Genomic DNA, 12116 nt, shown 5'->3' on the forward strand with positions numbered 1-12116 from the left:
ACGCTCGGCCGCATGTCCACACCGCTGCAGGGATCGCTGCTCGACGGGTTCGGTGATACCGAATTCGCGCCGCTTCGCGATGCGCGCCGCGCCGTGCTCGACCACGGCGCCTGGGTGGATCTGCTGCCCGGTTGGCTCTCGGGGGCGGACGCGCTGTTCGACCGACTGGTCGACAGCGTGCCGTGGAAAGCCGAGCGCAGGCCGATGTACGACCGCGTGGTCGACGTGCCCCGGCTGCTGCGGTTCTATGCGGAGCACGAGCCGCTGCCGGACCCGGCGCTGGCCGACGCCCGCACCGCGCTGAGCGAGCACTATCGGCACGAACTCGGCGAACCGTTTCGCACCGCGGGCCTGTGCTACTACCGGGACGGGCGCGACAGCGTCGCTTGGCACGGTGACAACATCGGCCGCGGCGCCACGCTCGACACCATGGTCGCGATCGTGTCGATCGGAGCGCCGAGGGCATTGCTGCTCCGGCCGCGCGGCGGAGGCGCGAGCGTCAAATACTCTGTGGGGCACGGTGATCTGCTGGTCATGGGCGGCTCCTGCCAACGCACGTGGGAACACGCCGTGCCGAAGACGCGCAAGCCCGCCGGTCCGCGGATCAGCATCCAGTACCGGCCGCGCGGCGTCCGCTGACCCCGCGCCGGTGTGCCGTGGGGAACACTGCGGCCGACTTGACCTGAACCGTTGTTGAGGTCGGAAGCTCGTCGGCATGAGTACGACAGCATCCACCCCGCCCCTGGTCCGAGACACGACGGTGGACCACACCGACGACATCGACGCGATCCGCCGGATCGTGGCCAACGCGGAGGCCGGTTTCAACACCAACGACGCGCGGCTGCTCTCGGCGGACTTCACCGCCAACGCCGCCGTCGTCAACGCGATGGGCACGTTGATCACCGGATTCGACGCACTGCTCGACGCGAACCGCAGCGGTCTGGCCGGATTCCTGAAGGATCAATACGCCCGCTACGAACTCGCCGACATCACGTTCCTGCGCCCCGACGTCGCGATCGGGCACAAGCGGGCGTGGGCGACCACGGCCGACGGCGAACTCCTCGACAGCGATCACGCCATGATCGCGCTCTACGTCTTCGTGAAGCAGGGCGATCGCTGGCACATCGCGGCCAGGCAGAACACCCTGGTACCCAAGGCCGTGTGATCGTCGTCCGCCGCGTGTCACCCGCTCCGGTTAGCCTGGCATCATGAGCAATCCAGGGGCGGGGGTCTTGGCCGTGATGCCGCTGCACACGATCAGCGAGGTCTACGGCGAGGCCGGGCTGCGGGAACGACTACTGCTGGAAATCGCCGAACTGCCGGACACGCAGCGCCTGGCCGCGGCGCTCGATCTCGCGGCCGACCTGCATCGCGACGATCGGTACGGCCGTGAACCCTACCTCAGTCACCTACTGCGCGTGACGATTCGGATCATCAGCCACTACGAGGTCCGGGATCCCGACGTGGTCGCGGCGGGCCTGTTGCACGACTCGGTCGAGGACCACGCCGCCGAATTGGCCGCCGACCGCCCGGGCCCGGCCGTCGACGCCGCGTTGGGCGCGCTCAGCGATCGGTTCGGCGCGCGCGTGGCCGACCTCGTCGCCGCGGTGACCAATCCCGAACCGGATCCGGCGCGTGACCGGCAGGCACAGTACCGCGAACATGTCGCGACCAATCTGGACCGAGATCCGTGGGCCCGCGTCATCAAGCTCTCGGACTTCACCGACAACGGCGTCGGCATCCTCTACGCCACCGGTCCCGCGATGGCCAAACTCGCCGCCAAGTACCGCCCGCTCACCGCCGTATACCGTGACCTGGTCACCCGGCCGGACACACCGCTGGCCGAGCACGTCCGCCGGCACATCCTCGATCAGCTCGACCGGGCGGACGAGCGCTTCGACGCGATTCTGTCGCGGGACTGACAAGTCAGCGGTTCGGCGAAGCGGGAGAATTTGCTACACAACAGAATCCGCCGACTGAGCGCGCTCGCGGGGGTTACCGTCTTCTTCGCCGCGACGGCAACGCTCGTCGTGACCGAGCGGACCGCGCTGCGATACTCCGGAGACCACGAGGGCACGCTGCCACTATGGGCCGCCTGGGCGCCGGTGCTCGGCGGACTGGCCGTCGCCCGGCTGGTTCCACCCGCGGGTTCCGCCGCGACCGAGCCCGCACTCGGCGACGAGCCCGCGACCGTCCGGCAGGCGTGGTGGCTGTGTGCTCTCGGCATCACCTTCAGCGTCGCCTTCTACCTGTCGCCCCGTACCGACCTGTGGTTCGTCGGCCTGAAACTGCTTCTTCTGCTTGCGATTCCCCTGCTGTTCCGGCTCGGGTCCTGGCGCGAGTGGTATCGCGTCGGCACCCGCGGGCGATGGTTGCGCGCGCTACCCGCCGCGGCGACTTTCGTAGCCCTGGCAACCCTGCTGAGTCCGGGGTTCAGCGGCAGCGCGCCGGATCCGGTGACCATGCTGATGGTGTTCCTGCTGAACGCGGTGCTGGAGGAGATCTTCTACCGGATCTGGCTGCAAACCCGGCTGGAAGCGGTCTGCGGGCGGCTACCGGCGATACTGTGGACCGCTATGCTATGGGCGTCTTGGCATGTCGCCATCCAGGGCAGTGCGGGGTTCGGCATCGACCTGGCGACCGTGGTGGTCCGGCTCGGGGCCGACGGGCTCTTCCTCGGCTACCTGTGGTCGCGCTACCGCGACCCCTGGTTGCTGTTCGTGGTGCACGGGCTGATCAACGCACCGATCGCCATGCTGTCGACCATGCGGTGACTCGTCACGGCGCCCGCAGCACCGACTCCACCAGCTCACGCACCGCCGCCAGCAACCGATCCGTCTGGCCTGCCCGGACCATGGCGGGCACCACCTCGGTACTCAGTGCGCCGAGCAGCAGCCGCCCGACCGCTTCGGCGTCCAGGTCGGGACGCGCATCGCGCAGCAACGTGGTGATGTGGTTGTCCCAGAATGCGTGGAACTCCGCGGTCCGTGGATGGGGCGGTTCGGTGCGGTAGGCGACCATCAATTCGGAGTTGTCGATCACCAGTCGCGTCATCGCGTCGAAGTAGGCGATCAGGCGGGCGCCAGCGGGCGCGCCAGGCCCCAGCGGGGGCGGGCCGCTGGTGACCGCCTCCATGAGCGTGAGCGCGCTCTCGGCGACCATCTCGTGCAGAAGCCCCGCGCGATTGCCGAACCGATGGAAGATCGTGCCCTTGCCCACCCCGGCGGCCGCCGCGACACGATCCATGGTGATCGCCTCGGCGCCGTGCTCGGCGAGCAGCGCGAAGGTGGCGTCCAGGATGGCGCGCCGGTTGCGCGCCGCGTCCGCCCGTTCCCTGGGCCGTTCGTCGCCCATCGCACCCGCTTTCTAGACAAGTTGACCGACGGTCCATATGATCAGTGAGTCAATTGGACCGTCAGTCAACTTATGGAGTTCTTCGATGCAGGCAATCGTAATGACGGCGCCGGGAAGCCCGGACGTGCTGGTACCGCGCGAGGTTCCGGCCCCGCGAGCGGCCGCCGACGAGGTGGTGATCCGCGCCGAGGCGATCCCGGTGCTGTTCCCGGAGACCAAGCTGCGCTCCGGCGAGTTCCCAGTCGGTGCGCCACTGCCGCTGGTGTTCGGTTTCCAGGCCGCGGGCGTCGTCACCGAGGTGGGCACGCAGGTCGATCCTGCGCTGCTGGGGCAGCGGGTCGTCGTGTCGACCAGAGGTTTCGGCGCATACGCCGAATTCGTCGCCGCACCAGCGGATTCCGTGACCGCCGTTCCGGACGGCCTGTCCGCGGTGGACGCGGCAGCGGTGCTGATGAACGGCACGGTGGCGATCCCACTGCTGGAGACCGCCGCGCTGAGCGGGGACGAGACCGTACTGATCGAAGCGGCCGCGACGGGCGTCGGAAGCGCTCTGACTCAACTGGCCAAGGAATTCGGGGCGGCTCGCGTCATCGGCACCGCCGGTGGTCCCGAGAAGGCGGCCCGCGCCCGCGACCTCGGGGCCGACGAGGTGATCGACCACAACGACCCGGCGTGGACCACCCGGCTGCGCGAGACGCTCGGCGGCGCAACGGTGGACGTGGTGTTCGACTCGATCGGCGGCGAAAGCGCTTCCGATCTGCTCGACCTCATGACTCCTCTGCGCGGCCGGATGCTGGGCTACGGGTGGCTGTCCGGCGCGCCCGCGCAGATAACGGCGACCGACCTGATCATGCGCGGGCTCACCTATACCGGCTGCGCGGGGCCGGAATGGTTGGACCGAGTGGCCGCCGCGCGCACCACCGTGCTGGCCCGTGCGGCGGCGGGTGGACTCGATCCGCTGGTGGAGGCGGTGCTGCCGCTGGATCAGGCGAGCCACGCGCACCGGCTGCTGGAGGATAGAGCGCCGCTGGGCAAGATCGTGCTGCGCCCGGGATCCACCACATAGCGCGAACGGCGCGAGGCCGGTGCGACCGTGGCTAGGGTGGGGGTCGTGCGGACTTCCCTGGAATCTCACGTCGATGCCGCCAACGCGCTCACCGCACGGTGGTGCGCGGCGGCGGGCGAGCGAGACTTCGTGGTGTCCGGTGCCGGAGTGTGGCCACTGCTGGCCTTGCTCGCCTCCGCCGCGGAAGGTCCAGCGCGGGAGGAACTGACAACGGCGATAGGAGTGCCCGCCGCGAACGGGCGAGACGGCGCGCTGCGGTTGCTGCGCGACCTCGAACGCGCGGAAGCGGTGTCGGCCGCACTGGGCGTATGGGTGCACCGCGATCTTCCGCTGCACGAGACGTGGTCGCGGGCACTTCCCGAGGGGGTCCTCGCACGGTTGACCGGGCAGTCCGAGCTCGACGGCTGGGCGGCCCGGCACACCGACGGACTCATCGAGCGGTTCCCGCTCACGGTCGATCCCGACACCCTCCTGGTGCTCGCGACGGCGCTGGTGGCGAAGACGCGGTGGCAGATTCCCTTCGAAGTCGGGACGCTGACGTCGAACGACGGTCCGTGGCAGGGACATCGCGGGCCCGGCTTGTCGCGCACCAGCACCGATGTCGGTAACGCCGCGATTCTGGAAGCGCCGCAACCGGTCACGCGCGTCGTCATCGAAGGTGTCGCCGACCTCGACGTCCACCTTCTGCTCGGCGCCGGCACACCCGCGGCCGTGCTCGGAACGGGCCTGACGGCGTTGTCCGGCGCCACGCCGATCCGCTCCGACCTACCGGTCGGGACCGAGGGCCCGGGACTCGGCGTGCGCACCGAGGAGGCGCTGTCCAGCACCGGTCGACTGCGAATCCGGCTGCCACCCTTCGAGGTTCGCTCCACCCACGATCTGCTCACCGCATCCGGCCTGTTCGGCCTGGCCGCCGCGACCGATTGCACCCACGGCCATTTCCCCGCGATCTCCCCTTCTCCGCTGTGTGTCGGCCAAGGAGCACAGGAGGTGCTCGCCCGGTTCGGTCACGAGGGCTTCGAGGCCGCCGCCGTGACGGCCTTCGGCTTGCGCGCGGCAGCGGCGGCGCTGCGCCCCACCAGCGCACCCGTGATCTCGGTGACCTTCGACCGCCCCTTCGGCTTCCTCGCCGTCCACCGCCCGACCCGCCTGGCGGTAGTAGCAGGTTGGATCGCCGCCCCACCCACCTCCTCCCCCGACACCTTCGCCTGACCACCCGCGAGCCAAGCCGTCCGCACACACCCACCCGTTCCTCGCACATCATCCGCAGCGTGCGAGGTACCGAGCACCGTTGCGGAGAGGGTTTCAGTGGCGCGCCCGACGCAACCGGCATCGGCCCGACCACAGGTTCCGAGCGAAGCGAGACCGAGCATGCGCCGTTCGCGGCCCGGCTCGCGTCCGAGCGGCCGCCGCGTCCGCGACGAAGTCGCCAGCGGCGGTCGCTCGGACGCGAGCCACAAGAGGGCCGCGAACACCCAGCGCCGCAGGCGCTGGAAATCAGATAGAGCGCCGAGCGAAGTATGGAGCGTGTTCCGGTAAGACACCGCGGGCGAGCAGGAACGGGGGAACGCCGCGGAGGACGGGGATGCGGCGCAGGATCCGGATCGGCAGCGGTGCGCGAGGGGCGCTCGCGATGTCGATTCGTCCGTCGAGGGCGGGAGCGATCGCGATGGCGTGCAGGACTCGCTGCATTCCCTGCGTCACGACGGTCGGGAATCTTCGTCGGCGCTGCACCTGGGCCAGGTCGCGGGTGCCCAGTGTGCCCGAGAGCAGCGGTGGAGCAAGGATTCTCGCCGCGGCGACGGCGTCCTGGACGGCCAGGTTGATGCCGACCCCACCGGCCGGGGACATGGCGTGCGCGGCGTCGCCGAGACAGAGCAGGCCGTTGGTGTACCACTTGGTCAGCCGGTCGAGTTTCACTTCCAGCAGCTTGACCTCGTCCCAGCTGGTCAAGGCATCTACCCGGTCGTGCAGCCAAGGCGCGGCCTCGGCAAGGCCGCGCACGATGTCCCGGACCGGACCGCGGCGGGCGGACTCGTCGGCGCCCTTGGCGATCAATGTGGCGCACTGCCAGTAGTCGCCGCGGTCGAGCAGAACCGCCACTCGCCGGGCGGTGACGATCGGCAGCGCCCCCGCGGGATCGATCTCGGTGCGCGGCAGGCGGAACCACCAGACGTCCATCGGCGTCGACCATTTGCGGATCGGCAGCCCCGCGGCTGACCGCAACAGCGAACCGCGCCCGTCGCATGCCACGGTGACGTCGGCTTCGATCGAGCCGGTCGCGCCGTCGACGGTGCGGTAGGCGACGCCGCCGACCCTGCCGTCGATCCAGACCAGATCGGTGGCCTCGGTGTTCATCCGCAGCCGAAAGGTCGGCTCCTCGGCCGCGGCCCGCGCGAGCAGATCCAGCAGATCCCACTGCGGCACCATCGCGACGTATTTGTGCTTGCCCGGCAAGTTCTTCAGCGTCGCGAGGGTCTGCAGACCACCGGCGATCGGCAGTTGCACCTGATCCACCTTGCGCGCGGGCAGTTTCGCGAATTCCGCGCCGAGCCCCAGTTCATCGAGCAGGTCGAGGGTGGTGGGATGCACGGTGTCACCGCGGAAGTCGCGTAGGAAGTCCTTGTGTTTCTCCAGCACCGTGACGGCGACGCCGGCTCGCGCGAGCAGCAGCCCGAGGAACATTCCGGCCGGCCCCCCACCGACCACCAGGCATGTCGTGCGTTCCATCGACTGTCCCTCCCTCGGTCGCCGCATCGCCGCAAGGTGTCGCCTGTTTGCGCAAAATCCTAGTGCGGCGGGCGCGGCACCGGACCCGATCGGCGACGGCGGACCGGATCCGCGGCGACTTCAGCCGATGTCCCTGCGCAGGACGAAGAAATACGGCTCCGGCATGCCGCGCAGATCCATCACGCCGAACAGGGTGTGCTCGTCGGCGCTGCGAAAGTGATCGATGATCGGCAGGTGGTCGTAGACCATCGCGGCACTCGTCACGCCGCGGTATTCCACCTCGCGCAGACGCGCGGTGGGCTTGCGCGTGCGCAGCGCGGGGCTCAGCACCGGCAGCATCTTGCGCACCGCGCGCACACCGGAGAGCGGCACCCGCCCGGCGAGCGAGAGCGGGACCCGGCGCGGATCGATCGGAAACACCGTGCCGCCGGAGGTGAACAGCAGCGGATGCACACTGTCGGGGCCGTCGAACTGCTTGCCGTACCAGCCCGAAGCGACCAGCACGCCATCCATCGGATGACCGGTCTGGAGTTCCTCGCCCCGCCAGCGCCCCGTCGTGATGTCCTCGACTCGCGCCGCCGGGAGGCGGTCGAACAGGGCCCACGCCTCCTGCGCGTTGTGGACGTCCGTCACGGTCAGCTCGTTCGCGGCCATGTCTCCTACTTCCTCAGCGACGCAACGTTGCGATAGATACCCTATCCGTCTATCAACGCGGCGCGCTCATCGGCAGCTACCCGTGGCCGCTCCGAAGTTCAGTAGGTGGCCATGAGATAGATGCCGATGATGATCAACACACAGGCGGCGACGCGTTTCGGGCTCACCGCGCGCCGCGGGAACCCCATCAGTCCGAAGTGGTCGATCGCGAGGGCGCCGAACATCTGACCGGCGATGATCAGGGCATTGAAGGTGCCCGCTCCCACATCGGACGCCACGGAGATCATCGCCAGAATCGCGGCCCCGCCGAGCAGACCGCCGAACGGCGCCCACCGCGGCATGCTCCGAATGTCGGCCCTCGTCGGCCACGGCCGGTTGGCGGAAACCAGCAGCGCGACCGTGAGGAAAATGGCGAAGCCGGTGAATGCCACCGCGTAAGAGATCACGCCGCACAGCCACACGTTCTTCAATGCGAGCTTCAGCGAGTTCTGGCAACCGGCTTCCACGGAGCGCAGCGCGCCGCCGACCAGGATGAACGCGAAGATGAGTGCCGTTGTGACACGGGGCAGGGCGGCGCGGGTTTCGGCGGTCTTGACCGTCATCGAGAATCCTCGGAGGGTGCGAAGGTTGGAGGACTGACCGGCAGCTATATGCGACTTGTCGTCAGGTCACGCTCGCCGTGCGCTCACCCGCTTCGGAGTCGTCGGCCATCAGGTAGATCGCGAGCGTGATCAATCCGCATGCCGCCAAACGGGGAAGGCTGGCGGACCGCTCTTCGAATCCCATGAGGCCGAAGTTGTCCATGATCACCGCGACCACCATTTCGCCGATGATCACCAGCGCGCTGAACGTCGCCACGCCGACATAGCGGGCGACGGCGATCATGCCCATCACCGCGGCTCCGCCGAGCAGGCCACCGAACGGCGCCCACCACGGCATGTTCCGCACATCGTCGAGCGTCGGCCAGGGCGTCTTGGACGATAGTGCGAGGAAGATCAGAAATCCGGTCAGCGCGACGGCGTACGAGATGACCGCGCAGAGCCACATGTTCTTCATGTGGTTCATCAGAGTGTTCTGGCAGCCGGCTTCGGCGGACCGTAAGCCGCCTCCGACCAGGATGAACAGGAATACCAATCCGACGACGATGGTCATGGGCAACACATCCTTGGCTCGAGGCGGCCGAGCACCGGATCACCTCGGACACAACCGAATCGGCTCCCAGCAAAAGGGCCGATCGCTGTCCGAGTCGACGCGCGACCGTTGTGACCCGGATAACGTACCATCGTCCAACGGCACGATCAACGGGTCACATAAATGTCCTGTCCCAGGGAAAAGGCTGCCATGATGGCCCTCGTGCGCGAACTGGTCGACTCCTCACCGCGGAAACCGCCCTCGCATGCCACGGTGGCCGCCTCCGGCCCGAAGCCGCGACTCGGCGTCCTGGACTGGGTGCGGTTCGCTTTGCTGGGCGCCGGTCTGCTGTGCGTGGTCACCGGACTCCTACCCCGCGACGAGGCCGCCGAGAACCTGCGCCGCGTCGGCCCGCTCCTGCTGTTCCTCGCCAGCGTGATCGTGCTGGCCGAACTCACCAAGCAGGCCAAGGTCTTCGACGCCATCGCCCATCGCCTCGCGATCCTCGGTCGCGGCTACTATCCCGCGCTGTTCGGCCTCTGCGTACTGTTCGCCTCGGCAACGACGATCCTGCTGAACCTCGACACCACAGCCGTGCTCATCGCCCCGGTCATGCTGGCGCTCGCGGCGCCTGCCCGGATTCCGCCGCTGCCTTTGGCCATGACCACTCTCTGGCTGGCGAACACCGCGAGCCTGCTGCTCCCGGTCTCCAATCTCACGAACCTGCTCGCCGCCGATCGGGTCGCACTGACCGCTCCCGAATTCGCCGCGAGGATGTGGGCGCCGCAACTGGTTTCGATCGCCGCCACGACGGCGTGCCTGTGGTTGTGGTACTGGCGGCGCGGACTCCGCGAAACCGACCGCTATGTGCCGCCCGAGCCGATCCGCCCCGCGAACTTCCGGGAGCGCGCGCTGTTTGTCACGACGGCGGGGGCCTGCCTGCTGTTCATCGTCGCGATCCCGCTCGTCGGCGACCGGATCGGTGTCGCGGCGACGCTCGCGGCGCTGATCGCGTTGGCGGCGTTCGCGGTCTTCGACCGCGGTGCATTGCGGCTGTCGCTCGTCCCGTGGCAGCTGCTCGTCTTCGTGGTCGGCTTGTTCCTGGTGGTGCCCACCCTGAGCCGATTCGGCCTCGGCGATGTGATGCACACCCTGATCGGCACCGATCCGGGCGCGTCCGGCGCGTTCCGTGCCGCCGCCGCGGGCGCCGGCCTGTCCAATATCGCGAACAACTTGCCAGCCTACACCGCGGGCGAGGCGGTGATCCCGGCACAGAACGGCGACCAGCTGCTCGCCCTGCTGATCGGCACCAATGTCGGCCCGCTCGTCACGCCGTGGGGCTCGCTCGCCACGCTGCTGTGCTTGGAGTTCTGCCGCAGCCACGAAGTACGCGTCCCCATGACGCGTTTCGTCCTGACCGGGTTCGTCCTCGCGATGGTCGCCACCGCGGGCGCGGTGGCGGCGCTGTTGGTGATGGGTTAGTCGTGGCGACCGCCCAGCGGGCAGTGGAGCAGAGCCGGTCGAGTCCGGGTGCCGCGGATCGGCTCCCTTGACCTCGAGTGCGGTCGAGGTCAGAGAATCGCACCGAGGCCGGATCGAGGCGATTCGGTCTCACGTGTGGAGTCACCCGGCTCCCGGGGCTCCCGCTGGTCATCCGTACACCCACCAGCGGGAGTCCCGAGCTCCGAATCGTGGTGCCGCGCAGCCGTGCAGCTGATGCTGCACGAATGACCGCGCCAAGCCCTGCCATCGCATAGACCGGAATCAGAAGCGGAGTTCACGGCGAACGAACTCAGTTCACCGCCGTGATCTCCCACTCGTAGACGGTGAGTTCCGAAGCGCCCGTGGTGTGCACGGGGTCGGTGAACGCGATTTCCCGTGCGGCATCCAGGCTTTCGGCGTAGATGACGTACGCACCGCCCGTGCCGTCGGTGAAACGCCCGCTCTCCTGCAGCTGCCCGCGGTCGTGCAGGGACCGCAGGAATCGCCGGTGCGGCTCGATCACGGCGGAGTCGAAGCGCGGGGTTCGCATCACCAGGACGAGGTACTTGTTCACGACTCGGCTTCCGGGCGCGGTGCCCTCGTCGCGGCCGCCGCGGCGCGCACCTGCGGCGCGACCAGGACGACCTGACCGAGCACACCGTTGAGGAAGGACGGCGAGTCGTCGGTGGACAGCTCCTTGGCCAGCTCCACCGCCTCGTCCACGGCGACCACCGGGGGGACGTCGGCGGCGTGGAACAGCTCCCAGACCGCGATGCGCAGGATCGCGCGATCCACGGCCGGGAGACGCGACAGAGTCCAGTCCTGCAGGTATGACTCGATGGTGCCGTCCACCCGGTCGAGGTCGTCGGCGACGCCCCCGACCAAGGTGCGAGTGTAGGGGTGCACCGGCGCGACCGACTGGTCGCGGGTGGCCAGCTCGGCGCGCTCGTCGAGCAGGTCGGCGGCGTCGACGTCCCTCGCCTCCGCCTCGAACAGCAGGTCGACCGCCCGGCGGCGGGCCTTGTGCCGCGCACCGAGCTTCTTGTACGTGGACTTCTTGTCCACGGGCTGTTCAGCCACGGTCACATCATCCCGAATCGGCCGGTCGGCCGGATCAGGCGTTGACCCGGCCGAGGTAGCTGCCGTCGCGCGAGTCGATGCGCAGCTTGTCGCCGGTGTTGATGAACAGCGGAACCTGCACCTCGGCGCCGGTCTCCAGGGTGGCGGGCTTGGTGCCACCGGTGGAGCGGTCGCCCTGCAGGCCGATGTCGGTGTGCTGGACCACGAGCTCGATGGAGACCGGGAGCTCGACGTACAGCGGTGCGCCCTCGTGCATCGAGACCTGCACGGTCATGTTCTCCAGCAGGAAACGGGCACCGTCGCCGATGGTCGCCTCGGAGATGGAGATCTGGTCGAAGGTCTCGCCGTCCATGAAGACGTAGTCCGAACCGTCGTGGTAGAGGTAGGTCATGTCGCGGCGGTCGACGGTGGCGGTCTCCACCTTCACACCGGCGTTGAAGGTCTTGTCGACCACCTTGCCGGACACGACATTCTTCAGCTTGGTCCGCACGAACGCGGGGCCCTTGCCCGGCTTGACGTGCTGGAACTCGATGATCTGCTGGAGCTGACCGTCGATCTTCAGCACAAGGCCGTTCTTGAAGTCGCTGGTGTCCGCCACTGTCTTCGGATCTCCTCGTTC

General features: G+C 68.6%; 15 protein-coding genes. 7 read left to right on the forward strand and 8 right to left on the reverse strand.

What is annotated here, in order from left to right:
* The first annotated feature begins 12 nt into the window (after nt 1-12).
* From IU450_RS06780 to IU450_RS40865, 4 genes are all read left to right on the forward strand, one after another.
* Nucleotides 13-639: an alpha-ketoglutarate-dependent dioxygenase AlkB gene (locus IU450_RS06780; protein WP_195148926.1), complete on the forward strand. Its 627-nt coding sequence runs from the start codon at nt 13-15 to the stop codon at nt 637-639.
* 76 nt (nt 640-715) lie between these two features.
* Nucleotides 716-1165, forward strand: a complete 450-nt coding sequence (locus IU450_RS06785) for an SgcJ/EcaC family oxidoreductase (protein ID WP_195148927.1) — start codon at nt 716-718, stop codon at nt 1163-1165.
* A gap of 43 nt (nt 1166-1208) precedes the next feature.
* Complete coding sequence (locus tag IU450_RS06790) at nt 1209-1922, forward strand: HD domain-containing protein (protein WP_195148928.1); 714 nt, start codon at nt 1209-1211, stop codon at nt 1920-1922.
* A gap of 108 nt (nt 1923-2030) precedes the next feature.
* Nucleotides 2031-2774 carry a CPBP family intramembrane glutamic endopeptidase gene (locus tag IU450_RS40865; RefSeq protein WP_195148929.1) on the forward strand — a complete coding sequence of 248 codons (744 nt, stop codon included), beginning with the start codon at nt 2031-2033 and terminating at the stop codon, nt 2772-2774.
* Between the two features lie 4 nt (nt 2775-2778).
* On the opposite strand, the gene IU450_RS06800 is transcribed toward IU450_RS40865, so the two are convergent.
* On the reverse strand, nt 2779-3354 hold the full coding sequence (locus IU450_RS06800; RefSeq protein ID WP_195148930.1) for a TetR/AcrR family transcriptional regulator: 576 nt from the start codon (nt 3352-3354) through the stop codon (nt 2779-2781).
* Between the two features lie 85 nt (nt 3355-3439).
* Here IU450_RS06800 and IU450_RS06805 point away from each other — a divergent pair, with 85 nt between their 5' ends.
* Together IU450_RS06805 and IU450_RS06810 are read left to right on the forward strand one after the other, a co-directional pair.
* Nucleotides 3440-4420 carry a quinone oxidoreductase family protein gene (locus tag IU450_RS06805; RefSeq protein WP_228834165.1) on the forward strand — a complete coding sequence of 327 codons (981 nt, stop codon included), beginning with the start codon at nt 3440-3442 and terminating at the stop codon, nt 4418-4420.
* Between the two features lie 45 nt (nt 4421-4465).
* Nucleotides 4466-5632 (forward strand): serpin family protein, encoded by a 1167-nt coding sequence (locus IU450_RS06810; RefSeq protein ID WP_195148931.1) that lies wholly within the window; start codon nt 4466-4468, stop codon nt 5630-5632.
* A gap of 285 nt (nt 5633-5917) precedes the next feature.
* On the opposite strand, the gene IU450_RS06815 is transcribed toward IU450_RS06810, so the two are convergent.
* From IU450_RS06815 to IU450_RS06830, 4 genes are all read right to left on the reverse strand, one after another.
* Nucleotides 5918-7150, reverse strand: coding sequence for an FAD-dependent oxidoreductase (locus IU450_RS06815; RefSeq protein ID WP_195148932.1), 1233 nt, complete (start codon nt 7148-7150; stop codon nt 5918-5920).
* Between the two features lie 120 nt (nt 7151-7270).
* Nucleotides 7271-7804 carry a DUF4334 domain-containing protein gene (locus tag IU450_RS06820; protein WP_195148933.1) on the reverse strand — a complete coding sequence of 178 codons (534 nt, stop codon included), beginning with the start codon at nt 7802-7804 and terminating at the stop codon, nt 7271-7273.
* A 98-nt stretch (nt 7805-7902) separates the two neighbouring features.
* Nucleotides 7903-8406, reverse strand: coding sequence for a DMT family transporter (locus tag IU450_RS06825; protein WP_195148934.1), 504 nt, complete (start codon nt 8404-8406; stop codon nt 7903-7905).
* A gap of 61 nt (nt 8407-8467) precedes the next feature.
* Nucleotides 8468-8956 carry a DMT family transporter gene (locus IU450_RS06830; RefSeq protein ID WP_195148935.1) on the reverse strand — a complete coding sequence of 163 codons (489 nt, stop codon included), beginning with the start codon at nt 8954-8956 and terminating at the stop codon, nt 8468-8470.
* A gap of 189 nt (nt 8957-9145) precedes the next feature.
* Here IU450_RS06830 and IU450_RS06835 point away from each other — a divergent pair, with 189 nt between their 5' ends.
* A complete protein-coding gene (locus IU450_RS06835; RefSeq protein ID WP_228834166.1) occupies nt 9146-10417 on the forward strand; it encodes an SLC13 family permease in 1272 nt (423 codons plus the stop codon).
* Nucleotides 10418-10727: 310 nt separating this feature from the next.
* On the opposite strand, the gene IU450_RS06840 is transcribed toward IU450_RS06835, so the two are convergent.
* From IU450_RS06840 to efp, 3 genes are read right to left on the reverse strand one after another with little or no spacing between them, the layout of a single operon-like run.
* On the reverse strand, nt 10728-10991 hold the full coding sequence (locus IU450_RS06840) for a YciI family protein (protein ID WP_181720843.1): 264 nt from the start codon (nt 10989-10991) through the stop codon (nt 10728-10730).
* Nucleotides 10988-11497 carry a transcription antitermination factor NusB gene (gene nusB, locus IU450_RS06845; protein ID WP_195148936.1) on the reverse strand — a complete coding sequence of 170 codons (510 nt, stop codon included), beginning with the start codon at nt 11495-11497 and terminating at the stop codon, nt 10988-10990. Before nusB ends, IU450_RS06840 begins: the two co-directional genes overlap by 4 nt.
* A gap of 34 nt (nt 11498-11531) precedes the next feature.
* On the reverse strand, nt 11532-12095 hold the full coding sequence (gene efp, locus IU450_RS06850; RefSeq protein WP_039798939.1) for an elongation factor P: 564 nt from the start codon (nt 12093-12095) through the stop codon (nt 11532-11534).
* Between the last annotated feature and the right edge of the window lie 21 nt (nt 12096-12116).

The organism is Nocardia abscessus, assembly GCF_015477775.1.
GTDB lineage: Bacteria > Actinomycetota > Actinomycetes > Mycobacteriales > Mycobacteriaceae > Nocardia > Nocardia abscessus_A.